This is a genomic window from Mycobacterium innocens, from assembly GCF_900566055.1.
In the GTDB taxonomy this organism is placed as follows: Bacteria; Actinomycetota; Actinomycetes; order Mycobacteriales; family Mycobacteriaceae; genus Mycobacterium; species Mycobacterium innocens.
On record NZ_UPHQ01000256.1, the window covers coordinates 17,481 to 42,405 of the forward strand.

At 67.6% G+C, this 24,925-nt stretch carries 24 protein-coding genes and 2 pseudogenes; 14 read left to right on the forward strand and 12 right to left on the reverse strand.

Annotation, left to right across the window (positions count from 1 at the left end; translation table 11 throughout):
- Nucleotides 1-1,080, reverse strand: a complete 1,080-nt coding sequence (locus tag EET03_RS24800; RefSeq protein WP_075541711.1) for an Rv3575c family transcriptional regulator — start codon at nt 1,078-1,080, stop codon at nt 1-3.
- A gap of 186 nt (nt 1,081-1,266) precedes the next feature.
- Here EET03_RS24800 and EET03_RS24805 point away from each other — a divergent pair.
- From EET03_RS24805 to EET03_RS24825, 5 genes and pseudogenes are all read left to right on the forward strand, one after another.
- Nucleotides 1,267-1,955: pseudogene (locus EET03_RS24805) on the forward strand (sensor domain-containing protein).
- Nucleotides 1,956-1,999: 44 nt separating this feature from the next.
- Nucleotides 2,000-2,758, forward strand: coding sequence for a LamB/YcsF family protein (locus EET03_RS24810; protein WP_075541710.1), 759 nt, complete (start codon nt 2,000-2,002; stop codon nt 2,756-2,758).
- On the forward strand, nt 2,758-3,678 hold the full coding sequence (locus tag EET03_RS24815; protein ID WP_075541709.1) for an MBL fold metallo-hydrolase: 921 nt from the start codon (nt 2,758-2,760) through the stop codon (nt 3,676-3,678). Before EET03_RS24810 ends, EET03_RS24815 begins: the two co-directional genes overlap by 1 nt.
- 13 nt (nt 3,679-3,691) lie before the next feature.
- Nucleotides 3,692-4,441, forward strand: a pseudogene (locus EET03_RS24820) (SLC13 family permease); the annotation flags it as partial.
- Nucleotides 4,442-4,894: 453 nt separating this feature from the next.
- Complete coding sequence (locus EET03_RS24825) at nt 4,895-5,956, forward strand: adenylate/guanylate cyclase domain-containing protein (RefSeq protein ID WP_244232521.1); 1,062 nt, start codon at nt 4,895-4,897, stop codon at nt 5,954-5,956.
- 194 nt (nt 5,957-6,150) lie between these two features.
- On the opposite strand, the gene rlmB is transcribed toward EET03_RS24825, so the two are convergent.
- The 7 genes from rlmB to EET03_RS32805 all read right to left on the reverse strand — a co-directional run bounded on the left by rlmB (nt 6,151) and on the right by EET03_RS32805 (nt 11,215).
- On the reverse strand, nt 6,151-7,083 hold the full coding sequence (gene rlmB, locus EET03_RS24830) for a 23S rRNA (guanosine(2251)-2'-O)-methyltransferase RlmB (protein ID WP_075541708.1): 933 nt from the start codon (nt 7,081-7,083) through the stop codon (nt 6,151-6,153).
- Nucleotides 7,084-8,490 (reverse strand): cysteine--tRNA ligase, encoded by a 1,407-nt coding sequence (gene cysS / locus EET03_RS24835; protein ID WP_099193796.1) that lies wholly within the window; start codon nt 8,488-8,490, stop codon nt 7,084-7,086.
- A gap of 43 nt (nt 8,491-8,533) precedes the next feature.
- The gene (gene ispF / locus EET03_RS24840; protein ID WP_063471552.1) at nt 8,534-9,031 is read right to left on the reverse strand and encodes a 2-C-methyl-D-erythritol 2,4-cyclodiphosphate synthase; all 498 of its coding nucleotides are present in this window, start codon (nt 9,029-9,031) and stop codon (nt 8,534-8,536) included.
- Nucleotides 9,028-9,708: a 2-C-methyl-D-erythritol 4-phosphate cytidylyltransferase gene (gene ispD / locus EET03_RS24845; RefSeq protein ID WP_099193797.1), complete on the reverse strand. Its 681-nt coding sequence runs from the start codon at nt 9,706-9,708 to the stop codon at nt 9,028-9,030. The genes ispF and ispD overlap by 4 nt, the downstream gene beginning before the upstream one ends.
- Before the next feature lie 17 nt (nt 9,709-9,725).
- Entirely contained in the window at nt 9,726-10,214 is a 489-nt protein-coding gene (gene carD / locus EET03_RS24850; protein ID WP_007166539.1) for an RNA polymerase-binding transcription factor CarD, read from the reverse strand.
- Between the two features lie 418 nt (nt 10,215-10,632).
- Complete coding sequence (locus tag EET03_RS32800; RefSeq protein WP_341868771.1) at nt 10,633-11,103, reverse strand: PE family protein; 471 nt, start codon at nt 11,101-11,103, stop codon at nt 10,633-10,635.
- Nucleotides 11,081-11,215: a PE domain-containing protein gene (locus EET03_RS32805; RefSeq protein ID WP_122508839.1), complete on the reverse strand. Its 135-nt coding sequence runs from the start codon at nt 11,213-11,215 to the stop codon at nt 11,081-11,083. Before EET03_RS32805 ends, EET03_RS32800 begins: the two co-directional genes overlap by 23 nt.
- 227 nt (nt 11,216-11,442) lie before the next feature.
- Here EET03_RS32805 and EET03_RS24865 point away from each other — a divergent pair, with 227 nt between their 5' ends.
- The 3 genes from EET03_RS24865 to disA are packed head-to-tail and all read left to right on the forward strand — an operon-like array spanning nt 11,443 to nt 14,566.
- Nucleotides 11,443-12,000 carry a copper chaperone PCu(A)C domain-containing protein gene (locus EET03_RS24865; protein ID WP_075541704.1) on the forward strand — a complete coding sequence of 186 codons (558 nt, stop codon included), beginning with the start codon at nt 11,443-11,445 and terminating at the stop codon, nt 11,998-12,000.
- 56 nt (nt 12,001-12,056) lie between these two features.
- The gene (radA, locus tag EET03_RS24870; protein WP_075541703.1) at nt 12,057-13,469 is read left to right on the forward strand and encodes a DNA repair protein RadA; all 1,413 of its coding nucleotides are present in this window, start codon (nt 12,057-12,059) and stop codon (nt 13,467-13,469) included.
- A gap of 20 nt (nt 13,470-13,489) precedes the next feature.
- Entirely contained in the window at nt 13,490-14,566 is a 1,077-nt protein-coding gene (gene disA / locus EET03_RS24875; protein WP_099193798.1) for a DNA integrity scanning diadenylate cyclase DisA, read from the forward strand.
- Between the two features lie 17 nt (nt 14,567-14,583).
- Here the strand turns inward: disA and EET03_RS24880 are convergent, their stop codons facing one another.
- Both EET03_RS24880 and EET03_RS24885 read right to left on the reverse strand, forming a co-directional pair.
- Nucleotides 14,584-15,378 (reverse strand): hypothetical protein, encoded by a 795-nt coding sequence (locus tag EET03_RS24880; protein WP_099194274.1) that lies wholly within the window; start codon nt 15,376-15,378, stop codon nt 14,584-14,586.
- Between the two features lie 119 nt (nt 15,379-15,497).
- Complete coding sequence (locus EET03_RS24885) at nt 15,498-16,121, reverse strand: carbonic anhydrase (protein WP_075541701.1); 624 nt, start codon at nt 16,119-16,121, stop codon at nt 15,498-15,500.
- Between EET03_RS24885 and EET03_RS24890 the strand changes: the two genes are divergently transcribed.
- The 6 genes from EET03_RS24890 (at nt 16,120) to EET03_RS24915 (ending at nt 23,621) form a co-directional block, all read left to right on the forward strand.
- A complete protein-coding gene (locus EET03_RS24890; RefSeq protein ID WP_075541700.1) occupies nt 16,120-17,031 on the forward strand; it encodes an HhH-GPD family protein in 912 nt (303 codons plus the stop codon). The two genes, EET03_RS24885 and EET03_RS24890, sit on opposite strands and share 2 nt — an antisense overlap.
- 278 nt (nt 17,032-17,309) lie before the next feature.
- Entirely contained in the window at nt 17,310-18,872 is a 1,563-nt protein-coding gene (locus tag EET03_RS24895) for a proton-conducting transporter transmembrane domain-containing protein (protein WP_075541699.1), read from the forward strand.
- Nucleotides 18,869-21,475, forward strand: coding sequence for a DUF2309 domain-containing protein (locus EET03_RS24900; protein WP_075541698.1), 2,607 nt, complete (start codon nt 18,869-18,871; stop codon nt 21,473-21,475). Before EET03_RS24895 ends, EET03_RS24900 begins: the two co-directional genes overlap by 4 nt.
- The gene (locus EET03_RS24905) at nt 21,457-21,780 is read left to right on the forward strand and encodes a P-II family nitrogen regulator (protein WP_075541697.1); all 324 of its coding nucleotides are present in this window, start codon (nt 21,457-21,459) and stop codon (nt 21,778-21,780) included. The genes EET03_RS24900 and EET03_RS24905 overlap by 19 nt, the downstream gene beginning before the upstream one ends.
- Nucleotides 21,781-21,813: 33 nt before the next feature.
- Entirely contained in the window at nt 21,814-22,428 is a 615-nt protein-coding gene (locus EET03_RS24910) for a carbonic anhydrase (RefSeq protein ID WP_075541696.1), read from the forward strand.
- Between the two features lie 422 nt (nt 22,429-22,850).
- Nucleotides 22,851-23,621, forward strand: coding sequence for a hypothetical protein (locus tag EET03_RS24915; protein ID WP_075541695.1), 771 nt, complete (start codon nt 22,851-22,853; stop codon nt 23,619-23,621).
- 38 nt (nt 23,622-23,659) lie between these two features.
- Here the strand turns inward: EET03_RS24915 and EET03_RS24920 are convergent, their stop codons facing one another.
- Together EET03_RS24920 and EET03_RS24925 are read right to left on the reverse strand one after the other, a co-directional pair.
- Nucleotides 23,660-23,983 (reverse strand): helix-turn-helix transcriptional regulator, encoded by a 324-nt coding sequence (locus tag EET03_RS24920; protein WP_063468853.1) that lies wholly within the window; start codon nt 23,981-23,983, stop codon nt 23,660-23,662.
- Nucleotides 23,984-24,139: 156 nt separating this feature from the next.
- Nucleotides 24,140-24,916, reverse strand: a complete 777-nt coding sequence (locus tag EET03_RS24925; protein WP_099193800.1) for an alpha/beta fold hydrolase — start codon at nt 24,914-24,916, stop codon at nt 24,140-24,142.
- Nucleotides 24,917-24,925: the final 9 nt, after the last annotated feature.

A 24,925-nucleotide genomic window follows, 5' to 3' on the forward strand; every position in this document is an offset into this window, starting at 1 on the left:
CTAAGTGGGCGGCCCGCAGGTACGGCCCCGGATCAGCTCGGTGGCGAGCAGTTCGACGACGGGCAGACCGGACCGCGGTGGCTGATGCAGCAGTTCACCGGCCCGTCGGCCCTTCTGCAGACTCGGCTGGGACACCGTGGTGAGCCCGCGGCTGATCGCCTCCGGTACTCCGTCGAACCCGGTGACGGTCATCTGACCCGGCACGTAAATGCCGTGTCCGCGAAGATAATCCATGGCCGAGAGCGCCAATATGTCCGCGGTGCACATCAGTGCGGTGATCCGCGGGTTGGCCGTCAGCGCCACCTTGGCGGCAGCACCGCCCGACGTCGGCAGGTGCTCGTAGCTTTCCACCACGGTCAGCGAAGCCGGGTCGACCCCGGCGGCCGTCATCGCATCCCAGACGCCGACGATGCGCTCACGCTGCACGTCGAAAGCCGGCGACTTCAGCCGCTCCGCGTCGACCAGGCCTAGGCGCCGGTCATGGCCCAGCCGCATGGTCAGCAGCCCGATGTCGCGATGCCCCAACCCGAGGACGTAGTCGGCGACCTTGCGCATCGCAGCGCGATCGTCGATGCCGACCCGGGACACTCCCGGCAGGTCTTTCGGCTGGTCGACCACCACAACCGGCAACCGCCGCTGCAGAACCACCTGCAGGTAGGGATCGTCGTCGCACACCGAATACACGACGAAGCCGTCCACCCCGGCGTTGAGCACGGCGGTCATGCCGTCCTCCAGGCTGCGGCTGGCGCCGACGGCTACCAATAGCAGGCCCTGACCCGGCTCCTCGCACGACTGCGCGACCCCAGCCACGAAATCCCGCGCCGCCGGGTCGCTGAAGAAGTAGGTCAACGGCTCGGCCATCACCAGGCCGACGGCGCCCGCTTTGCGAGTCCGCAGCGATCGCGCCACCGGATCGGGTCCGGCGTAACCCATCCGCTTGGCCGTGGCCAGCACCCGCTCCCGCAGTTCGGTGGAAAGCTGGTCCGGCCGGTTGAACGCATTCGAAATGGTGGTGCGCGACACCTTGAGCTCAGCAGCCAGTGACGCCAGAGTCGCCCGCCGGCGAGGTGTGGGGCCCACGTTCGGTGAGGCTACCGCGGCTCCGTCGGCGCGGCTACGTGGCCGTTTCGCCGAGGGCTCACGCGGCCTCGACGTCCCGGCCTTTATGCTGGTCGCACCTGGTCCCGTGGCGGTCGGCACGGCGCCGGCGCAGCCGGGTTCAGGCGTCGCAAGGTTCGCGAGGGAGAGAAGACAGTGCGCCAGCAGATGGCCGCGCTGGCCGGTGCGTGCATGTTCTTCGCGGGTTGCGCCAGCATCGTCGACGGCAACGCCGTGGCGGCCGACACGTCGGGACCGATCCAGACTCCGATATCGGTGAGCGCCCTTGACGAGCTGCTGCTCGAGGTGAGCCAGGTCAACACCGAGCTGGATGCGATGTCGATGAAGGTGTGGTACCGGGCCAAGGCGATGTGGGATTGGAGCCAGAACGTCGCCGACAAGAATTGCCTCGCGGTGGACGGCCCGGCGCAGGACACCGTGTACGCCGGTAGCGGCTGGACCGCGGTGCGCGGCCAGCGGCTCGACGACAGCGCCGACGATTCGAAGAATCGCCAGCACTACGCCATTCAGGCGGTCGTCGCTTTCCCCACCGCTCACGACGCCGCCGCGTTCTACACCACGTCGGTGCAGAGCTGCAAAAACTGCTCGCACCGCCGGTTCGACGACGTCGCTCCGGGTGAGCCCACCACCGTGTGGACGGTCACCGACGTCGTCACCGAAAACGACACGCTCAGCGCCTCGCAACGGCAGGAAGGCGGCGACGGCTGGGCCTGCCAGCGTGCCCTGACCGTCCGCAACAACGTCTCCATCGACGTGGCGACGTGCGCCTACAGTCAAAACGTTCGGCGGCAGTCCACATCGCCGAGCAGATCGCGGCAAAGGCCGCTCGACACTGACCGGGCCTCGCTCGGTCGCCGGCATCCCGCAATAAGCTGGGCAGGTGGCTTCCATCGACCTCAATGCCGACCTTGGTGAAGGATTCGGCGCCTGGCAGCTGGGTGACGACGACGCCATGCTCGAGATCGTCACCAGCGCCAACGTGGCGTGCGGCTTCCACGCCGGAGACCCGGCCGGACTGCTGCGGGTCTGCCGGTCGGCCGCCGAGCGCGGCGTGCGGATCGGAGCCCAGGTCGGCTACCACGACCTGTCCGGGTTCGGCAGGCGCTTCATCGACGTCGACCCCGAGGACCTGCTTGCCGAAGTCGTGTATCAGATCGGCGCGCTGCAGGCCATTGCCCAGGCCGGCGGCTCAACGGTGTCCTACGTCAAACCCCATGGCGCCCTGTACAACACGATCGTCACCCACCGCGAGCAGGCAGCTGCCGTGGCGGCGGCGGTGCGGATGGTCGACCCGGCGCTGCCGGTGCTGGGCATGACGGGTTCGGCGTTTTTCGAAGAGGCCGGCCGCCTCGGCCTGCGCACGGTGGCCGAGGCGTTCGCCGATCGCGCCTACCGGCCCGACGGGCAACTGCTGTCCCGCCGTGAACCCGGTGCGGTGCTGGCCGACCCCACGGCGATCGCCGAGCGCGCGGTCGCCATGGTGGCCACCGGCGCAGTCACCGCGGTCGACGGCACACCCGTGCCCATCACGGTGGAATCGCTTTGTGTGCACGGAGATTCGCCGGGCGCGGTGCAGATTGCGACCGCGGTGCGAGAGCTGTTGGCGGCCTCCGGCGCCGAGATCAAGGCGTTCTGCTGATGCGGCTGAAACTCGGTCGTCCCGACCTGGCCCGCTATTCCAGCCGGTTCAGTGTGCCCGCGGCACAACCGGATTCGCCGTTGTCGGTGCTCTGGATGGGCGTCAGCACGCTGCTGCTCGACGACGGCGCGTCCGCGTTGATGACCGACGGCTACTTCTCCCGGCCCCGGCTGGCGCAGGTGGCCGCGGCCAAAGTGGCGCCGTCGCCGGCGCGGGTGGACGGCTGCCTGGCCCGCGCCAAGGTGTCGCGCCTTGCGGCCGTCATCCCGGTGCACACCCACATCGACCACGCGATGGACTCCGCGTTGGTGGCCGACCGCACCGGTGCGCAGCTGGTCGGGGGCGAGTCGGCGGCCCATGTCGGGCGCGGCTACGGGCTGGCCGAGGACCGGCTGGTGGTGGCGGTCCCCGGGCAGCCGATCGAGTTGGGCGCCTACGACGTCACGCTGGTGGAGTCGCACCACTGCCCGCCGGACCGGTTTCCCGGGGTGATCGGCGCACCGGTGGTGCCGCCGGTGCGGGCGTCGGCCTACCGCTGCGGTGAAGCATGGTCGACGCTGGTGCGCCACCGTCCGTCGGGTCGTCGGCTGTTGATCCAGGGCAGCGCCGGTTTCGTCAAGGGCGCACTGGACGGGTACCGGGCCGAGGTCGTCTACCTCGGTGTCGGCCAGTTGGGCCTGCAACCGCGGTTCTATCTGGTCGACTACTGGACCGAGGTGGTGCGGGCGGTCGGCGCCCGCCGGGTGATCCTGGTCCACTGGGACGACTTCTTCCGTCCTCTGTCAAAACCGTTGCGCGCCATACCGTATGCGGCCGACGACTTGGACGTGTCGATGCGCATCCTCGACGAGTTGGCCGCCGCGGACGGCATCTCGTTACAGCTGCCGACGGTGTGGCGGCGCGAGGACCCGTGGGTTTGAAGAGCCCTACGCCTTGACCCTCGTCGTTGCGCTGCTGCTGCTTGCTGTGGTCCTGGGTTTCGCGGTCGCCCGTCCGCGCGGTTGGCCCGAGCCGCTGGCGGCGGTCCCGGTGGCCGTCATCCTGATCGGGATCGGCGCAATTTCGCTACAGCAGGCTGCCGCCCAGGTTGCCGGGCTGGCACGGGTGGTCGCATTCCTGGGTGCCGTACTGGTGCTGGCCAAGCTGTGCGACGACGAGGGCCTGTTCGAGGCCGCCGGTGCGGCGATGGCGCGAACGAGCACCGGGTCGGCCGGGCTGCTGCGGCACGTGTTCGTCATTGCCGCAGTCATCACCGCGGTGCTCAGCCTGGATGCCACCGTGGTGTTGCTGACACCGGTGGTGCTGGCCGTCGTGCGGCGGCTGAGACCGCCGGTGCGGCCTTACGCCTACGCCACCGCGCACCTGGCCAATGCCGCGTCGCTGCTGCTTCCGGTGTCGAACCTGACCAATCTGCTCGCCTACCACGTCGCCGGGATCTCGTTCATCAAGTTCACGCTGGTGATGGGGCTGCCGTGGCTGGCCGCGGTGGCGGCGGTCTACGCGATGTTCCGGTGGTTCTTCGCCCGGGACCTGCGCGTTGCGCCGGACCCCGAGCAACTCGGGCCGCCGCCGCGACCGCCGGTGTTCGTGTTGGTGGTCGTAGCGCTGACCCTGGCCGGGTTCGTGATCGCCGAGGCGGCGGGGGTGGCGCCGGCGTGGGCCGCATTGGCCGGCGCGTCGCTACATCTCGCCGGCGCTGGCGCGGCGCAGCTCCCCGAACAGCGGGTGGGCCAACCTCGCCATCAGCCCGGCGTCGGTGCGTTCGACGCTCACCAGGCCCATTTGCTCGGCGGCGGCCAGGTCACGCCGGGACACCAAGTCGCACAGCACATCAACGGCCAGCGGTTCGCACTGCGACAACGTGTCGACCACCCTCGAAAGCCGCGGAGTGAGCTCACCCAGCTGGCGCGTCACGGTGTCGGACAGGCTCGCCGAGACCGCGACGTCGCCCTCCCACATCCACACCCCGGCCAATTCCCGCATTTGCCCGGCCACCATCTGATCGGTCAGCAGCTGCCGAAGGAACAAGGTGTTTCCGCCAGTCAGCTCTCGGAACCGAGCCGCGCTACGCGCGTCGACCGGACCGCCCAGCGTGTTTTCGATCATCTCACGAGTTGCCGCAGCCGAAAGGGCACGGTGGACAAGTTCACCGGTGACGGCATCATGGCGGTGTTCGGCGCTCCCGTGGCACTGGAGGACCACGCGCTGCGAGCATGTCTGGCGGCGTTGGGCATCCAGGAGGAGATCATCCGGTTGGCGGCGGAGGTGCACCGCCGCGACGGTGTCGACCTGCTGCTGCGGGTGGGACTGAACTCCGGTCAACTGATTGCCGGCGAAATCGGTGCTGCTGCTTTGGGTTACACCGCCATCGGTGAGCAGGTGGGGATGGCTCAGCGGATGGAGTCGGTCGCCCCGCCCGGCGGCGTGATGCTCAGCGATTCCACCGCGCGGTTGGTCGAGGGCGCCGCGGTGCTTGGAGACCCGCAATTGGCGCGCATCAAGGGTGCCGCCGACGCGGTGCCGGCGCGGCGGCTGCTGAGCGTGGCCGTTCAGCGGACCGGTGTCTCGCATTCGACGTTGGTGGGCCGCGACTGGGAATTGGCCACGCTGGCCGCGATGTTCGATCGATCCATGGCCGGCCGCGGGTCTGTGGTCACGGTGGTCGGTCCTCCCGGCATCGGCAAGACCCGGCTGATCGCGGAAGCCGTACAGCTTGCGAAACAGCTTGGTGTCGAGGTGTTTCGGCCTTCTGTGAGTCGCATGCCACCGACGTGCCGTTCCATTGTGGTGGCGCGCCGGTTGCGTTCCGTCGGACAGGCCAACGGTCTGGACGATCAAACCGCGCGGACACAGGTGCGGACACGCTTTCCGGACGCCGATCCGCAGGACCTGCTGCTGCTTGACGACTTGCTGGGCGTCGCCGATTCAGAGGCGGAGTTGCCCAGGATCGACCCCGATGCGCGACGACGGCGGTTGACCGCGCTGATCAACACCGCCCAGCTGGCCCGCAGCCAACCGGCGGTGTTCGTCGTGGAGGATGCGCACTGGATCGACGAGGTCAGCGAATCCATGCTCGCCGACTTCCTTGCCGTGACCCCACCAGACTCCCTCGCTGGTGCTGATCACCCAACCGACCCGAATGTCACGGAGCCCTGGCCCATCTCGCCGGCGCGCAGACCATTGCGCTGGCACCGCTGAGCGATGCGGAAACCGCGACGCTGATCGCCGAGCTGTTAGGCCTCGATCCGTCGGTTTCCCAGATCGGCGAGATGATTGCCGGGCCTGCGGCCGGAGCCCCTCACGCCGGCGCCTATTGGCGAGCAGACGCAAAATCGCAGTATTCCATGGGGATTTGGGCGATTCTATGTCTGCTCGCCGTGTTGCAGTAAGTGTTAAGGCCGGCGCTGGCGGGCGATTTCGGCGAGCACCACGCCGGCGGCCACCGAGGCATTCAGCGACTCCGCATGCCCGGCCATCGGGATGGACACCACCTCGTCACAGTTCTGCCGCACCAGCCGCGACAGCCCTTTGCCCTCGGAGCCGACGACCACCACCAACGGGTCACTACCATCCAGGTCGTCGACTGCGGTCTCACCGGCGGAATCCAGCCCGATCACCCGTAGCCCGCGGTCGGCCCAATCCTTCAGTGTCCTGGTGAGATTGGTCGCCCTAGCCACCGGAATACGGGCGGCCGCGCCCGCGCTGGTACGCCATGCGACCGCGGTCACCGACGCCGATCTGCGTTGCGGAATCAGCACACCGTGGCCACCGAAGGCAGCCACCGAGCGCACGATCGCGCCGAGGTTGCGTGGGTCGGAGATGTTGTCCAGCGCCACCAATAGCGCCGGCGGGGTGTCCATGGCTGCCGCGAGAAGATCGTCAGGGTGGGCGTAGTCATACGGCGGCACCTGCAACGCGATGCCCTGATGCAGGTGGTTGGCCGTCATCCGGTCCAGATCGGCACGCGGTACCTCGAGGATCGAGATCCCCAAATCGGCTGCCCGGGCAACGGATTCGGTCACCCGCTCGTCAGCTTCGGCGCCGAGCGCGACGTAGAGGGCGGTAGCCGGAACACCGGCCCGCAGGCATTCCAGCACGGGGTTACGGCCCAGCACCGTCTCGGTTTCGTCAATGCGGCGCCGTGCCGGGCGGCGCGACTGCGCCTTGGCCCGCTTGGCGGCGGGATGGTTGGGACGCAGGTGCGCCGGCGGGGTGGGACCGCGGCCCTCCAGCCCCCGGCGGCGCTGCCCGCCCGACCCGACAGGGGCGCCTTTCTTGGTGCCGGATTTGCGTACCGCCCCCCGGCGTTGCGAGTTGCCGGCCATTTACTTGCCGTCACCGCCCAGCGTCCACTGTGGCCCGTCGGCGGTGTCGGTGACCTCGATGCCGGCGTTCTTGAGGCGATCCCGAATCTGGTCGGCAAGTGCCCAGTTACGCTGCTCGCGCGCCTTCTCGCGGTTTTCCAGCTCGGCGTGTACCAGCACGTCGACAGCCGCCAGGGCAGCCGTTGTCTCGTCACGCGATTCCCAGCGTTCGTCGAGCGGGTCGCAGCCCAGGATGCCCATCATCGTGCGGATCGAACCGGCGCTTCGCAATGCGCCTTCATGGTCACCGGCGTCGAGTGCCCGGTTTCCTTCCGCGCGGGCGTGGTGAATTTCGGCCAGCGCGATCGGAACCGACAGATCGTCGTCGAGCGCCTCGGCGAATCGCGGCGTCCATTCGCCGGGTAGGACGGCACCCACCCGGCTGCGCACCCGGTGCAGGAAATCCTCCACTCCGACATAGGCTTTGACGGCGTCCTGGAGGGCGGTGTCGGAAAACTCGAGCATTGACCGGTAGTGCGCGCTGCCCAGGTAGTAGCGCAGCTCGGGCGGCCGGACCCGCTGCAACATCGCCGGTATGGCCAGCACATTGCCCAACGACTTGCTCATCTTTTCCCCGCCCATCGTCACCCAGCCGTTGTGCAGCCAGTAGCGGGCGAACCCATCGCCGGCGGACCGGCTCTGCGCGATCTCGTTCTCGTGATGCGGGAAGATCAAATCCATTCCGCCGCAATGGATGTCAAACTCAGACCCCAAGTAGGTACGGGCCATTGCCGAGCATTCCAGGTGCCAGCCGGGACGGCCCCGGCCCCAGGGCGTCGGCCAGGACGGCTCTCCGGGTTTTTCGCCCTTCCACAGGGTGAAGTCGCGCTGGTCGCGCTTGCCCGCGGCCGCCCCTTCGCCCTGGTGGACGTCGTCGATCTTGTGCCCGGACAGCTGGCCGTAATCCGGGTAGCTGAGCACGTCGAAGTAGACGTCCCCGTTGCCCGTATAGGCATGGCCCGTTGCAATCAGACGTTCCATCAATTCGATCATCTGGGTGATGTGCCCGGTGGCTCGCGGTTCCGCGGACGGCGGCATGACATCCAGGGCGTCGTAGGCGGCGGTGAACGCCCGTTCGTAGGTGGCCGCCCACTCCCACCACGGTCGGCCCGCGGCGGCGGCCTTGTTCAAGATCTTGTCGTCGATGTCGGTCACGTTGCGGATGAACGCGACGTCGAAACCGCGTGCGATCAGCCAGCGGCGCAGGATGTCGAATGCCACCCCGCTGCGGACATGCCCGATGTGCGGCAGGCCTTGCACGGTGGCGCCGCACAGGTAGATCGAAACGTGTCCGTCGCGCAGCGGTACAAAATCGCGCACGGCGCCGGCCGCCGTGTCATGGAGCCGCAAGCGGGCGCGATCGGTCACGACGTGCCAGCTTACTGCCTACAACCGCATCGGCCGCCCGACCCTACTGGGCTCGGAACGGGTCGCGCAGCGAAATCACCAATGCCGTAGCGATGGCGGCCCGACCCTCGCCCCGTCCGGTCAGGCCGAGCCCGTCGGTGGTGGTTGCTGATACCGATACCGGCGCATTGAGTAGCCGCGACAGCACGGCCTGCGCCTCGACACGGCGCCAACCGATCTTGGGCCGATTGGCGACCACCTGCACGGCGGCATTCCCCACCCGATAGCCGTGCTGCGTGATCAGCTCGACAACATGACGCAGCATGGCGGCTCCGCTGACACCTGCCCAACGTGGATCGTCGACTCCGAACACGTCGCCGATGTCGCCCAGCCCGGCAGCCGACAGCACGGCGTCACACAACGCATGCGCCGCAACGTCACCGTCGGAGTGGCCAGCGCAGCCGTCGGCGCTCGGGAACAGCAGGCCCACCAGCCAACATGGGCGGCCGGGCTCGATCGGGTGCACGTCGACACCCAAACCCACCCGCGGCAGTCCGTTCACCCGCGCACTACCGCCTGGGCCAACAACAGATCGAATCGGTTGGTGATCTTGAACGCCAGCGGGTCACCCTCGACCACCTGAACCTGGCCGCCGATGTGCTCGACCAGTGATGCGTCGTCGGTGAAGTCGGCGGTGTCCGCGTGCTGGTAGGCGCGGCGCAGGAGATCGCCGGCGAACCCCTGCGGGGTCTGCACCGCCCTGAGGCCCGCCCGTTCCGGGGTGCCCAAGACCACCCCATTTGCGTCGACGGCCTTGATGGTGTCGGTGAGTGGTAGCGCGGGCACCACGGCGAGGTGGCCGGCCCGCAATGCGTTGACCACTCGCGCGACCAACGAAGGTGGCGTCAACGCCCGCGCTGCGTCATGCACCAGCACAAACGACGGCTCGGAGGTCTCCAGCGCGGAGAGCGCCAGGCGCACGGTCTCGGTACGGTTGGCGCCGCCGGCAACGATCATGGCCTTATGCCCGAGGATCAGCTTTGCTTCGTCGGTTCGATCCGGCGGGACCGCTACGACGACATTGTCGACGACCTTCGATTCCAGCAGGCCGTCGACGGCGCGCTCGACCAGGGTCTGCCCGTCGAGTTGATAAAACGCCTTGGGCACTCCGACTGCCAGCCGCTCACCCGACCCTGCGGCCGGAACAATTGCGACTACGGCGCCGCTGGCTGCAGTCACCCGGCGTCTCGGGGTGTTCAGGACGCGGCGGCCAGAACCTCGTCGAGGATGGTCTCCGCTTTGGCGTCGTCGGTGCTCTCAGCCAGCGCCAGTTCCCCGACCAGAATCTGCCGAGCCTTGGCCAGCATCCGCTTCTCGCCTGCGGACAAACCGCGTTCCTGGTCCCGACGCCACAGGTCACGCACCACTTCGGCGACCTTGTTCACGTCGCCGGAAGCCAGCTTCTCGAGGTTGGCCTTGTAACGGCGTGACCAGTTGGTGGGCTCTTCGGTGTGCGGGGCGCGCAACACCTGGAAAACCTTGTCAAGGCCTTCTTGGCCGACGACGTCGCGGACTCCAACGTACTCAGCGTTGTCAGCCGGCACACGAACGGTCAGGTCGCCCTGTGCCACCTTCAAGACGAGATACTCTTTTTGTTCCCCTTTGATGGTTCGGGTTTCGATCGCCTCGACTAACGCTGCACCGTGGTGTGGATAGACGACGGTGTCACCGACCTTGAAGATCATCTGATTTGAGCCCCTTTCGTCACTCCATGCTAACACGCCGCACTGACGCGTGGCGATCAACGGTGCAGGTCAGGGGCACCGCGGTTGGAGATTGGGGGTTGACAGGCGATGCAAGACGTGCATCCGCGCTCTGTAATGCGGTACCCGATGGCGCACCCGTTAGCAGCGCCGCCGGCTCCAGCCGGGTGGGACGGGCCCCGCTGGCCAACTCGGCGGAGCATGGTCAGCCGGTGCCGGAAGGTTGGTCGACGCTGCCAGCAGATGGTTCAAACACCGCCTGTTCCGGTTAATTGGAGGCACCCGCCTGACCGTCTGCGCCCCGGACTCCGTTGGCACCGGACCGGCCGACAGCTGCGTCAGCACCAGGTCGCGCTGACCCACCCCGGCTCGCCGCCAGCCGTTGGCACCGGACCGGCCGTCAGCTCCGTCGGCACCCTTGCCGAACACCGGATCGACATTTTTCCCACCGTTGCCGCCGGCGCCGCCGCCGCCGCCACCGCCGGAGCCGCCGTCGCCGCCCCCGCCTCCTGGCCGCCTTGGCCGCCCGCCGCGCCCACACCGCCGGATCCACCAGCACCAGCCGCACCACGGCCCCCGTTGCCCCACAACTACCCGCATCCCCGCCGGCCTGCCCCGGCACGCTCGCGTCGACGCCATTACCGATCAACGAACGCCCAACGAGCAATTGCGTCGGCGCATTAACGATGCGCAACATGGCCTGCTCAGCATTGGCGAATTCGGTGGCGACATATGCGGCTGCGCCGCCATTCAGCGCACGCACAACCTGCGCCGACGCGATCTGCGCCGAAAACTCCTGGTACTGCCGCCCATAGGTGCTGAACAACGCGGCAATGGCCGCCGACACCTCATCGCCGGCCCGCGGCCGCAAACTGCGTCGTCATCCCCGCCGCCGCATTGGCCGTGCTCACTGCCGAGCCGACCGCCGCCAAATCCGACGCCGCGCCGGACACCAATTCCGGCGCCACCAGAAGAAAGGACATGACAAGCCTCCGCCAGCCGATAGCCACCGCTCACCTGCTGGTATAGGTAATGGCGATGCCACCGCCAGGAAATCTTCGTGAAGTCTCCACGCAGATCGCGAAATCGCACCCGCCATCCACACCGGCGCTACCGTCGGCGGCAGCAACCTACTACTGTGCATAGTCGAATCGCAGTCAGCAGGCCGTCATGCGACCTGGCAAGCTCCGAACCCAGCAGGAGGCATTGAGTGCACCGCTTCAAGATCCGCCTCACCCTGGTGTGCCTGGTCGCACTGATTGCCGCATTGGTGAGCGCTTGCGGAACCGGCCAGATCTCGCAGACGGCGAACCAGGAGCCCGCCGTCAATGGCAACCGGCTGACCATCAACAACGTGGTGCTGCGCGATGTGCGGATCCAAGCCCTGCAGCGCAGTGGTGATTTTCTGGAACCCGGCAGGACGGTGGACCTGGTGCTGGTGGCCGTCAACCAATCCCCGGATGTGGCGGATCGTTTGGTCAGCATCGGCAGCGATGTCGGCACGGTGACGATGACCGGTGACGCGCGACTGCCCGCGGGCGGGATGCTGTTTGTCGGTACTCCGGACGGCCAGCTCGTCGCGCCGGGCCCGCTGGGGTCGAATCAGGCGGCCAGGGCGAGCGTCGTGTTGACCAAACCCATCACGAACGGCTTGACGTACAGCTTCACCTTCAACTTCGAGAAGGCCGGGCAGGGCACCGTGATGGTGCCGATCGCGGCGCCGCTGGCTCAGCCGCACGAGCAGACGACCGCTCCGGTCCGGCACTAACCCCCAGCGCAGCCTGCTGCGCCGGGGCTGTCGTACCCGGCCGATACGGTCACGGCGTGGCCAACGTGCGTTCGCAATTCCGCTGCTCGGATTGTCGTCATCTCACCGCCAAGTGGGTGGGGCGGTGCCTGGAATGCGGCAACTGGGGCACCGTCGAAGAGGTGTCGCTACGCAACGGGGTCGGCGGCAGTGGTCGCCGCGTGCCGGTGCCGGCGTCGCGCGCCGTTCCGATCAGTTCGGTGCAGCCCAACCTGAACCGGCACCGTCCGACCGGCATCGACGAGCTCGACCGGGTGCTGGGTGGCGGCGTGGTGCCGGGGTCGGTGACGCTGCTGGCCGGCGAACCCGGTGTGGGCAAATCGACGCTGCTGCTCGAGGTCGCGCACCGCTGGGCGCAGTCGGGGCAGCGCGCGCTGTACATCTCCGGCGAAGAGTCCGCCGGGCAGATCCGGCTGCGCGCCGACCGGATCGGCTGTCAAGACGAACAGGTGTATCTGGCCGCCGAATCCGACGTGCACGCGGTATTGGGCCACATCGAGACCGTGCAGGCGGCGCTGGTCGTCATCGACTCAGTGCAGACGATGTCCACCAGCGAGGCCGACGGCGTAGCCGGCGGGGTCACCCAGGTGCGCGCCGTCACGGCCGCCCTGACCGCGGCCGCGAAGGCTAACGGGTTCGGGCTGATCCTGGTCGGTCACGTGACCAAGGAAGGGTCGATCGCCGGACCGCGCTCGCTGGAGCATCTCGTCGACGTGGTGCTGCATTTCGAAGGCGACCGCAATGGCGGGTTACGGATGGTTCGGGGCGTCAAGAACCGGTTCGGCGCCGCCGACGAGGTTGGGTGTTTCCTGTTGCACGACAACGGTATCGACGGAATCGCCGACCCGTCGAACCTGTTCCTCGATCAGCGGTCCGCTCCCGTGCCCGGTACCGCCATCACCGTGACACTCGACGGGAAGCGGCCGCTGATCGGGGAAGTCCAGGCGTTGCTGGCCACTCCGGCCGGCGGTTCGCCGCGACGGGCCGTCAGTGGGATCGACCACGCCCGCGCGGCGATGATCACTGCCGTGCTGGAGAAACACGCCAGGCTGACCATCGGTGTCAACGATATCTATCTGTCCACGGTGGGAGGGATGCGATTGACCGATCCGTCGTCCGATCTGGCGGTTGCGATCGCGCTGGCCTCGGCATACGCGAGCCTGCCGCTGCCCACCACGGCGGTGACGATCGGCGAAGTCGGGCTCGCAGGCGACCTGCGGCCGGTCAACGGCATGGATCGGCGGCTGGCCGAGGCAGTTCGTCAGGGATTCAACATCGCATTGATCCCGCCCGGTCGCCAGGCGGTGCCGGCGGGTCTGCGAGCACTGCACGCGCCCACTATCGTGGCGGCGCTCGAGCACATGATCGACATTGCCGACCACCGCACCAGCGTCCCCGCGAACGTGTGTCGTCTGGACACTCGTCACTGAGTGGCCCCGCTCATAGCAGAATGCACGCTGTGACACGTCCGACCCTGCGTGAGGCTGTCGCCCGCCTGGCACCCGGCACCGGGCTACGGGACGGCCTGGAACGTATCCTGCGCGGCCGCACCGGCGCCCTGATCGTGCTCGGCTACGACGAGAGCGTCGAGGCCATCTGCGACGGCGGCTTCTCCCTCGATGTCCGCTATGCCCCCACCCGGCTGCGCGAGCTGTCCAAAATGGACGGTGCCGTGGTGCTCTCCACCGACTGCAGCCGCATAGTGCGGGCCAACGTGCAGTTGGTCCCGGATCCGTCGATACCGACCGACGAATCGGGCACGCGCCACCGCTCGGCGGAACGATCCGCGATCCAGACCGGCTACCCGGTGATCTCGGTGAGCCACTCGATGAACATCGTGACGGTCTATGTCGGCGGTGAACGTCACGTGCTGACCGACTCGGCGACCATCTTGTCCCGAGCCAACCAGGCGATCGCGACGCTGGAACGTTACAAGACCAGGCTCGATGAGGTCAGCCGGCAACTCTCGCGGGCCGAGATCGAAGACTTCGTCACGCTGCGCGACGTGATGACGGTGGTGCAGCGGCTCGAGCTGGTCCGGCGAATCGGCCTGGTGATCGACTACGACGCCGTCGAACTCGGCACCGATGGGCGCCAGCTGCGGCTGCAGCTGGAGGAGCTGCTCGGCGGCAACGACAACGCCCGCGAGTTGATTGTCCGCGACTACCACGCCAACCCGGAACCGCCGACCAAAGCCCAAATCGACGCCACCCTGGCTGAGCTGGACGCGCTCTCGGACACCGAACTGCTCGATTTCAGCGTGCTGGCAAAGGTTTTCGGCTATCCCACGACGGCGGAGGCACAGGATTCGGCACTGAGCCCGCGGGGCTACCGCGCGATGGCAGTCATCCCGCGACTGCAGTTCGCCCATGCCGATCTGCTGGTCCGTTCCTTCGGAACGCTGCAGGGTCTATTGGCCGCGAGCGCCGGCGATCTGCAATCTGTCGACGGCATCGGCACGATGTGGGCCCGTCATGTGCGCGAGGGGCTGTCGCAGCTGGCCGAGTCGACGATTGCTGACCAGTAACCCGACCAGTAAGGTGATTAACCGCCTTGAGCGGGCGGCGCCTCCGGCGGTGGTGCCACGGCCGGGCCAGGGGCCGGCGGCGGCCCCGGCGGCTGCGGTGGCTGGTTCAACACGAATGGAACCGGAAGCGACCGAAGGTTGCCCAGCTGGACGACGAGGTTGTAGGTGCCGGGACCGATCGCCGGCCGGGGCAATGGGCAATGCGGCGCCGACCCCATCCCGGTCCAGGTCACCGCAGTTGTCACCTGCTCCCCGGGGGTGAACATCTTGACCAGGGTCTCGTTGGAGGGTGCGCAGTCCAGGTTGGACCACAACCGCTTGTTATCCAGCGAGTAGACGTATGCCGCCAGCACCGCGGCCCCGACGTCGCGTTTACAGGCCACCAGCCCGATGTTGGTGACGACCATGGTGAATTTCGGCTGGTCGCCGATGTAGTACTGGGGGGCGTTGGTCAGTCCCTTGACTGCGAGCGTGGAATCCGGGCAGTCGTCCCCCTCTTTCAGCACCGGCGGCGGTTGCACCGCGGCGGTGGGAGTCGGCATCTCCGGATTTTGCCCCTGCGGAGCTGCCGGAGCGTTGGCGGCGCTTTGCCCGGCCGATTCCGGCGCCTGCGGCGCGTTTGAGCCTGGATGGCTTTGCGCGGAGCCTGGTTTCTCGGCACTGACGGGTTTGGCGCCGGCGGTATTACCGACGAAGGCGACGACGGCAGCTACCGCGATTCCGATCACCACGACCGCGATACCCAGGGCCAGTCCCCTGCGCCGCCAGTAGATCTCGGTAGGTAGCGGGCCACGCGGTTCCAGATCCAGCACATTCACACCGTAGGCCCAGGTCACGCCGACTTGTTTGACCTGCCTCGGCGTGTCGCTAGGTTAGCTGGGCCCTATCGAGCGCGGGCCGTGTTAGAGGCCGTGCTGGCGGCGGTCGAATGTCAGCCTTCCTCGCCGATGTCACCGACGCGATCGCGCAAAACCGCCCGGCCGTCGGAAAGCTGGTAGGTCACGCCCACGATCGCCAGCGCGCCCGCGGCCACCCGCTTCGATATGGCCGTCGAACGCGCCATCAGCTGCGCCACCGTCTCGTGTATGTGTCGCTGCTCGAACTCGTCGACCCGCTTCAGGCCGTCGCGCCGGCCCAACAGAATGGACGGAGCCACCCGCTCCACCACATCGCGCACATAGCCCTCCGGCAAAGCGCCGCTGTCCAGCGCCGTTAGGGCAGCATTCACCGCGCCACAGCTGTCGTGGCCGAGGACGACCACAAGCGGGACGTTCAGCACGGTCACCGCATACTCGATGGAGCCCAGCACCGCCGAGTCGATGACGTGCCCGGCCGTGCGGACCACGAACATGTCGCCGAGGCCCTGGTCGAAAATGATCTCCGCGGCCACCCGGCTGTCCGCGCAGCCGAAAATTACTGCGGTCGGCTGCTGCCCAGCGGCGAGGCTGGCGCGATGCTCGACGCTTTGGCTGGGATGCTCGGGCTTGCCGGCGACGAATCGCTCGTTACCCTCTTTGAGTGTTTTCCACGCGGTTACCGGGTTGGTGTTGGGCATGTCACGCATTCTGCCGTACCGGCCGGTGACCGCTCCGCAGCACATATCATCCGCCAATCTTTTTGCTTGGTACGAGCGATCGCGTCGCGACCTGCCGTGGCGCCGGCCAGACGTCAGTCCCTGGCAGATTCTGCTGAGCGAGTTCATGTTGCAGCAGACTCCGGTGTCGCGGGTGCTCTCGATATGGCCGGACTGGGTGCGGCGTTGGCCCACCGCGTCGGCCACGGCCACGGCGACTGCCGCCGATGTGCTGCGGGCCTGGGGGAAGCTGGGCTATCCGAGGCGGGCGAAGCGGTTGCACGAATGCGCCACCATCATCGCGCGGGACCACGGCGACGTGGTCCCCGACGACGTCGAAACCCTGTTGAGGCTGCCGGGTGTCGGTAGTTATACGGCACGCGCGGTGGCGTGTTTCGCGTACGGCCAGCGGGTGCCGGTGGTGGACACCAACGTGCGCCGGGTAGTGGCTCGTGCGGTACACGGGCACGCCGATGCGGGTGCGCCGTCGGCCGCCCGGGACCACGCCGACGTCCTGGCGATGCTGCCGAATCATGATTCGGCGCCACGCTTTTCGGTCGCCCTCATGGAGCTGGGTGCAACGGTGTGCACGGCCCGGGCCCCGCGCTGCGGTTTGTGCCCGGTGAGCGGCTGCGCATGGCGGACCGCCGGATATCCCGCCGCGGATGGTCCGCCGCGGCGCGTGCAGGCGTATGCGGGAACCGACCGGCAGGTCCGCGGGCGGTTGCTAGATGTATTGCGCGCCAAGCGTTCTCCGGTGGTTCGCGCAGAACTCGACGTGGCCTGGCTCACTGATGCTGCGCAGCGCGACCGCGCGCTCGATTCGTTGCTTGCCGACGGCCTGGTGACCCGGACCCTCGACGGGCGGTTCGCGCTGGCCGGCGAGGAGTAGCTCGGTTAGCGCCGTATTGACCTTGCCCGCCTGGGACAAACGTCGGTTAACCGGTCGTGGGCCAAGGTCTTTCGCGGTGCGTCACGTTCCCGGCAGCCAAATGGTAAGGCGGCGCAGCTGTACGGGCGGTGCTGCTTCATCCCGCCGCGTCTGGCGGAGCTCGCCTTGTAAAAGATATGAGATTTATTTCGTGAATTTTGACAGATGTATTAGATATCGCGTAGTTTGCTTCGCATGAACCTCAGACCTACCGCTGCCGGCACTGGCGGTGATGGCCGGTGAACGCCGTTCTCGTCGGTGCCTTGACGTTGCCCCTGCTCGCATCGCTGAGCGCGCTGCTGGCCGGTACGCGGCATCCACGCCTCGTCGGCCAATTGGGTGCCGCAGCCGCCGCCGCGGGCTTGGTTTCCGCATTGCTGATCGCGCTGCACGTAGCGGTCGACGGCCCCTTGTCGGCCGCCCTGCGGTCAGCGGGCGGCACCCTGATCGCCGAGCTAGGAGCCAACCGGCTCAGCGCGCTGCTGCTGGTGCTGGTGTACGGAGTAAGCACGGTCGTACAGGTTTTCGCGCTGCGCTACCTCGCCTGCGACCGGCGATCGGGGTGGTTCACCGCCGGTACCGGCCTGCTCACTACGGCCTCCGCCGGCCTCATGACCTCGGGAACTCTGATCGGTCTGGCCGTCTCGTGGACCGTGGCCGGTATCGCGCTGTGTCTGCTGCAGGCCACCTACTGGGAGCTGCCCGCCGCCCGAGACGGCGTGCTGCGGACGGCGACAGCGTTCCTGCTGGGCGATCTGGCGTTGTGGTCGGCGGTCGGCTTGATCACCATGCAATGGGGCAACGTCAGCCTGTTCGACCTCGGGCCCAACCCATTCGAGGGCCGGTCACCGGCCTTGTGGGCGGCAGCGGGTCTGATCGTGGTGGCGGCTCTGTCGCGCTCGGCGCAGCTTCCCTTCCATCGCTGGCTGCCGGCCACCCTGGCTGCGCCCACACCCGTCTCGGCACTGCTGCACGCCGGTGTCGTCAACGCCGGCGGTGTGCTGCTGGTGCGGTTGAGCCCGATCGTCAGCGGATCGGCCATCGCCATGGGCCTGGCCTTCACCGCCGGGACACTCAGCATGCTCTACGGCGGGGTTGTGATGCTCACCAAGTCCGACATCAAGGGCTCGCTGGTGTATTCGACGATGGCCCAGATGGGCTTCATGATCTTGACCTGCGGGCTGGGCCTATCCGCAGCCGCGGTATTCCACCTGGTGGGCCACGGCTTCTACAAAGCCACCCTGTTCCTGTCGTCCGGCTCGGCGATAGCCAAGCGGCGCCAAAAGGCCGCTCGGCCACCGGCGCCGACGCCGACCCGGGCCCGCTGGGCGGCGATCCATGCCTCGGCGCTGCTGCTGCCGGCCGCCGCGCTGTATGCGGCCAGCAGCATCGTGCGCCTGCCGAACGTCGAGCACGGCTCGGCGCAGGTGCTGCTGGTCTTCACCTGGGCGACGGCCGCGGCGGCGTTGACGGGCTGGTTGGCACGGAGCCCGGGCGCACGGGCTGCTCTCATCGGAGCCGTCGCACTGCTCGTGGCGGCCATCGGATATGTCGCGCTGGTCGGCGCGGTAACCGGATTACTGGCTCCCGATCTGCCCGCGGTCACCGTACCGTCCGCCTCGCCTGCGGGCATCGTCGCAGTCGCGGTCATCCTTGCGGCACTGACCCTGCTGCCCCGGGCCCCGGCCAACGGCTGGTTCGGTCGACTGCAACGCGCCCTGTACGCGAAAGCGCTTGTCGCCGGCGATGTTCCGGCAGCCCGTCCACAACCGAACACGCAACTGACAGGAGCCCTCCAGTGACCATCGTGGCTGACAACGTCTCGACCGAAACCCGGCGCGCGCAGTTACGCAGCGACGTGAACCTGGCCGCCCGTGTGATACCCACCCACTACCCGCTGGAGACCTTTATCGCGGTCAACCCGCTGGCCGGGTTGGAGTCGATGCCCTTCGAGCAGGCGGTGCGCCGGGCCGGCGACCTCTACGGCAGCGCCGGCGTGCTGGACGAGACGACGTTCCGCGGCCTGTACCGCAGCGGACGGATCACCGACGCCGATCTCGAGTCGACGCTGCGGCTGCGCTACCCCACATTGCTGGACGGCGAGCCCGTCCGGATGGGCACCCGCGTGGTGACACCTTCGCAATTGTTGCGCGGCGACCTGCTGCACGGCAGCTTGGCTCCGAAGCCGTTACGCCGCAACATGACTCGGGGCGAGCAGGTGGCACCACAGGTAGCCGGGCAGGTCGACGCCCAAGCCGCCAAATGGTGTGCGGCGTTCTTCGGATCGCCGGCAGCGGGCTGGCCGATGCCCGACCACCACTTGGGCTTTTACCGCGCCTGGCGGACATTGGCCCCCGGCGACCACAAGCTGAGCCGACGGGTGCGGGCCTCGCTGCGCAAGGTGCCCACCCGGGCCGACGACGCCGCGCTGCAAGCCCTGCGCCAGCTGGGCGTCGCCGACGACGACCGGATCACCTATTTGCAAGCCCACTTGACGCGGCTTCCGGGATGGGCTGCCCACGTCCGCTGGTCTGCCGAGCGCGCCACCGGTGTGGACCTACTGGACTACCTCGCCATGAGGCTGACGTACGAAGCAGTATTGCTGTCCCACAACACGTTCAGCGAGCCTGACGAGCCGGTGGCGGCTACCCGGCCGCGCATACCCTCAGCCCGCGAACGGGCCGCCGCGCTGGCCCGCGTATGGGGGCTGGACGAGGTAAGCGACACCGACTTGGGCGCTGCCGCAAGGGTTTTGTCGGCGTTGCCGGTTACTGCACGGCAGCTGGTGTGGCAGCAGGCCTACGAGGCGCACTATCGGGACGCGCTACTGCGAGCCTTGGCGGAAAATCCCCCGGCACCCGGGAATGGGCGCGCCGCTGCCCAGATCGTGTGCTGCATCGACACCCGATCCGAGGGGCTACGCCGCCACATCGAATTCCTCGGCGAATACCAGACTTTCGGCTTCGCCGGCTTCTTCGCCGTCGCCATCCGGTTCACCAGCCTGCTCGGCGGATCGCCCAACGACCTGTGCCCGGTGCTGATCCGCCCCGAACATGAAGTCGTCGAAAGCCCGGTGCCGTCGGCTGCCGCTGCGGCGCAGCGGCAGCGCAACGGCAGCACGATCATGGCCGGCGCCGAAGCGGCATTTCATGCCGCCAAGCAGGCGTTGATCGCCCCGTTCGCGTTGGCTGAGGCGGCCGGTTGGGCGGCCGGTCCGTGGGCGGCGGCCAAAACGCTGAGCCCGATGGGCAGCGGGAAACTACGGCGACGGCTACGCGATCGGCTGGCACCCCCGGCTCCTACCGTGCTGTCGATCAACGACACCGTCGCACTGGCCCATCGCGCCCTTTACGCACAAGTCGCGCTCACCACCATGGGCCTCACGGGGGAATTCGCCCGGCTGGTCGTCCTGTGCGGGCACGGCAGCGTCACCGAGAACAACCCGTACCAGGCGGCGCTGGACTGCGGGGCCTGCGGCGGACAGGCCGGCGGGCCCAACGCCCGTACCGCTGCGGCGATCCTCAACGACGCCGACGTCCGGGCCGAATTGGGCGAGCTGGGAATCACGATTCCCGACGACACCTGGTTCGTCGCGGCGCAGCACGACACCGCTACCGACCTTGTGACGGTGTTGGACCAGCACCTGGTTCCGGATAGCCACCTACCGGACGTGCACCGGCTCATCGCGGATCTTCGGATCGCCGGCGCCGAGCTGGCCGCCGAGCGCTGCTCCGGGCTTCCCGGTGGCCCTGCCGACCCCGACCCGGGGCGCGCTGCCCGCCACGTCGCTCACCGATCCGTCGACTGGGCGCAGGTCTTTCCCGAGTGGGGCCTGGCCGGAAACGCGGCCTTCGTCGTCGCGCCCCGCGCGCTTACCCGCGGCATCGACTTGCGGCGACGGGTTTTCCTGCACTCCTACGAAGCCGACGTCGACGCCGGGGGCGGCGCGCTGGAGACCATCCTCACCGCACCGATGGTGGTCGCTCAGTGGATCAACTGCCAGTACTACTTCTCCACGGTGGCGCCGGAAATGTTCGGAGCCGGAACCAAGACCATCCACAACGTGGTCGGCGGCGTTGGTGTGCTCGCCGGACACGGCGGCGACCTTCAGCTGGGCCTGCCTCGACAGTCCCTTACCGACGGCCGGTCCTTCGGGCATGAACCCATGCGCCTGCTAACCGTCGTGCAAGCGCCGCTGCGGCGCATCGACATGGTCGTCGAGCGCAACCCCGTCCTGCAGCACCTGTTCGGCAACGACTGGGTGTGCCTGGTCGCCCGGGAAGGCCCCGACGACGGCTGGCAGCGCTGGACCCGCGGCGGTTGGCGGCGCTGGGAAACCACAGCAACCGCCGAAGACCACTACCCGACCGACCAGGAGGTAATGCCATGCCAACCAACGGCTTGACCAAGATGACCAAGATCGAAGTGGTCGTCGCCGGAGAACACGCGTCCGCAGTCCGGGAGCAGTTCCACAGCGCCGGGGCAACCGGATTCACCAGCTTGTCCGGTGTCTCGGGGCTCGGCCATCACGGCTATCACCAGGGCCGGCTGCTCTTCAATCAACAGGCCGCGCTGGAGCTGCTGATCACCGTCGTCCCGGACGCCAAATCCGAGGCATTGATCGCCGGACTGCGCCGCCTGCTCGAGGGGTCGCCCGGGGTCATGTTCGTCACCGACACCTACGTCAGCCGACCCGAGTACTTCAGCTAGCCCCCACCAAGCCCCAAAAGAAAGGAAACCATCATGTCCAACCCGTCAATCGCCTGGCAGCGCCTGCAAGCCGGAAACCAACGTTTCTACGCCACCCTGCGGTCGAAGCAGAAGGCCGGCGCCAAGGACCACTCGCCCGTCGCAGTGGTCTTTCGCTGCGCAGATGCCGACACGGCGAGCGAGGTGGTGCTCGGTCAAAGCTGGGGCTCACTCATCGACATCAGCACCTGGGGACACGTCATCGACACCGGCGTACTGGCCACCGTCGAGTACGCGGTCGGCACCCTCAAGACACCGCTGATCGTCATTCTCGGCCATGAACACTGCGCCGCAATGGAGACCGCGCTCGAGGCCTGGAACAACGTCACCATTCCGGAGGGCGCTGCTCGCACAGTCGTCGAACAGGCGATATCGTCGCTCGCCCGGCAGGACGCAAACATCAACAGTGCCGACGAGCTGTCGGCCGCCCACGTGGTGCACACCGGTGTCTCGCTGCTACACAAGTCAGCGGTGATCGCCAAGGCCGTGGATAGCGGACAGTCGGCGATCGTGTGCCTGGCCAGCAATGCCCACGACGGTGGGCTGCGGGCGTGCGCTACGTTCGGCGACGTCGACGACGGCGACTCGGCGCTGTTGGAGTGCGTCTAACCCGTGAGGTGCTAGCCCGTCGCGAGTTCGCGGCCGGGCTAGCACCCCCGGCGAGGAGGGGTTCGCGTGCCGCGGCGCCAGCGGTCGGGTGATGCCGTAGAAGTTGCGGCGCACCGCGCGCGGGCGGGCAACTATGCCGGGGCAGTGGTCGCGAATGGGCCCCATGCACGGCAAAGAGCGCCAGGTGGCGCCGGCGTTCGCCGACACGCTTGGCGCGCATGGTCTTCGCGCCGGACGGGATCGACACCAATCAGTTCGGAACCGCCGAGGTGGCCAGGCCGTTAGCGCCGATGGCGACGGCCCGTCTTACCGGCCTCCCACTTCCCCACTCATAGCAAACTCATATGAATTTCCATTGATGAAAAATACTTCGGGTATATAGCTTTTGCATTGGGGAGTGGCGCACACCGGAGGAAGGGCACATGGATCTCGACCGCATCACCAACCCGTTGAGGTTGGCCAAAGGCCCTCACCAGCCCGGAACGGGCGCCGGCTGCGCCATGAACGTCATCTCATACATCAACGGCGACTCGAAGATCACCGACTACCCGGCATGCTCGGCCCGCCCGTTGGCCGCGTTCGTCCAATCGTGCAATGACCTGCTGGCCGGTCCGGGCGGTTACCTGACGCCCGAAAACAGCATTATCGCCCTCGACCTGGGCTGGCAGACGGTGGGAACCGCCGGGGTTTCCCGCCGGGTCGTCCATGCCTGGGTGGCCGAGCTGTTGACCAGTCCGACCTGGGGACTCGTCCGATACGCCAAAATCACCACAATCAAGGCGATCGCCGATATCGCCGAACTGCACCGGCGCGTTGCGCGAGGCACTATGCCGTCGCTCGCCAGTTGGCATACCGCGTACGACATTGCGATGGGCGAAGCCAATGCCTTCGTCCCCGCGTCGAATCCCGCCGGGTTCTATGCCCTGCAGGCGGCACACCAGTCGACCGAGCTCGTCGAAGATCGCCGCCAGGCGACACTGGACGCCGTCACCGGCAGCGCCCTGCGCGCCCACATGCTCGGTACCGGAATTGACTCGCCGATCCGATACGCCCAGTTCACCTCCGAGGCGATCCAGTCATGGCGCCGTCTGGCCGGGCTACCCCAACCCAAGCGGGCAGCGCGGCATCAGCTCGCTGGCGCCGAAACGAGACGAAAGGACCGTGCCCGACGCCTTGCCCGGACGTCGGCATGACGCACCGGCGCGGCGGTCAACCGGTCACGCCAAGGCGTTCAGGACAAAGCCGTAACGAGCTCACCCACGGTATGGCTGGCTTCGAGTGGGTGGCGTAGCCGACCCTGCGGATTGAGCTCGTACACGTTGCGACGACCAACCTTGGACTTGATGAGGTAGCCCTCCTCGGTCAGGTCGGTCAATATCGCCTGCACCGAACGCTCGGTGATGCCGATTCGCAACGCCAGCTCGCGAGCTGTCAGGGGCTCGCCGGTCGACACGCACAGCAGCACATGGGCATGGTTCGTCAGGAAGGTCCAAGTTCGGTCGGGAGCTTCGACAGCAGGTTGGGCGGCCGCGCTCCGTTTTTCGGCAGCGTCCATTCCCTCATTATAAGACATTTGAGATTCGCGTAAACCGCTTCGTTAATTGACCATCGGGTTAGCGGCTCGGGTACCCATGCCCCGGACGGGTAACGGCGACAGTCGTCGCGGGGCGGGCGCCGGCCGAGTTTCCGTCGAGGCTTGCAGGGCGTCGGCTCAGCCGGCACCGAGGTCGGCAAAAAAAGATTCGACCGCGTGGCGATACACCAGCGGCGCTTCATCGTGCACCAGATGACCCGCATCCGGAACTTTCAGATACGTTGTCGGGCGATCTCTTTCAGCCATCTCGCGCATCTGCCCGGGCGGTGTGACCGAGTCGCCGGCCTCGATCAGCAGTGCCGGGGCCCGCACCGCCCGCCACTGCGCCCAGTAGTCGCGGGTGCCCCACTCGGCGGCGATCTCGATCCACCGTGAGGTATTTCCATGCAGCCGTAAACCGGTCGCGGTGCGGTCGAAGGCCTCCAGGAAGTATCGACCGGCGACCGGGCCGAACTCGGCGAAAACCTGCTCCGCAGCGGCGAATTCGACGGGAAGCGCATGCAGCCACGGCTCCCACGGACCGGTGGTGCGGCCAACGAAGTCCGGTGCCATATCCTCGACCACCAATGCCGAAACCAAATCGGGACGTTGCGCGGCCAAACACCACGAATGCAGAGCACCCATCGAATGCCCGACCAGCCGCGCCGGCACGCCCAGCGGGGCAACCGCATCACCCAGGTCGGCCACGAAGCGTTCGGTGCTGATCGGGTACGGATCGTCGACGTCACGGCCCCGATGCCACGGCGCGTCGTAGGTATAAACACTGCCCAGCCGGGTCAGCCAGGGCAGCTGCCGCGACCACGTGCTACCCCGGCCCATCAACCCATGTACCAGGACCAGCGGTTCACCTCGCCCGCCGCGATGGGTCAACAGATCAGTCGGCATGCGGGGCACGGTAACCTA

Excerpts from the sequence above, each read along its gene's own strand:
- EET03_RS24905 (WP_075541697.1), top strand. The coding sequence starts at position 21,457 with ATGCCAACCAACGGCTTGACCAAGATGACCAAGATCGAAGTGGTCGTC.
- EET03_RS24915 (WP_075541695.1), top strand. The coding sequence starts at position 22,851 with ATGGATCTCGACCGCATCACCAACCCGTTGAGGTTGGCCAAAGGCCCT.
- EET03_RS24910 (WP_075541696.1), top strand. The coding sequence starts at position 21,814 with ATGTCCAACCCGTCAATCGCCTGGCAGCGCCTGCAAGCCGGAAACCAA.
- EET03_RS24885 (WP_075541701.1), bottom strand. The coding sequence starts at position 16,121 with ATGCCCAACACCAACCCGGTAACCGCGTGGAAAACACTCAAAGAGGGT.
- EET03_RS24920 (WP_063468853.1), bottom strand. The coding sequence starts at position 23,983 with ATGGACGCTGCCGAAAAACGGAGCGCGGCCGCCCAACCTGCTGTCGAA.
- disA (WP_099193798.1), top strand. The coding sequence starts at position 13,490 with ATGCACGCTGTGACACGTCCGACCCTGCGTGAGGCTGTCGCCCGCCTG.
- rlmB (WP_075541708.1), bottom strand. The coding sequence starts at position 7,083 with ATGGCCGGCAACTCGCAACGCCGGGGGGCGGTACGCAAATCCGGCACC.
- carD (WP_007166539.1), bottom strand. The coding sequence starts at position 10,214 with ATGATCTTCAAGGTCGGTGACACCGTCGTCTATCCACACCACGGTGCA.
- EET03_RS24815 (WP_075541709.1), top strand. The coding sequence starts at position 2,758 with ATGCGGCTGAAACTCGGTCGTCCCGACCTGGCCCGCTATTCCAGCCGG.
- EET03_RS32805 (WP_122508839.1), bottom strand. The coding sequence starts at position 11,215 with ATGTCCTTTCTTCTGGTGGCGCCGGAATTGGTGTCCGGCGCGGCGTCG.
- EET03_RS24890 (WP_075541700.1), top strand. The coding sequence starts at position 16,120 with ATGTCACGCATTCTGCCGTACCGGCCGGTGACCGCTCCGCAGCACATA.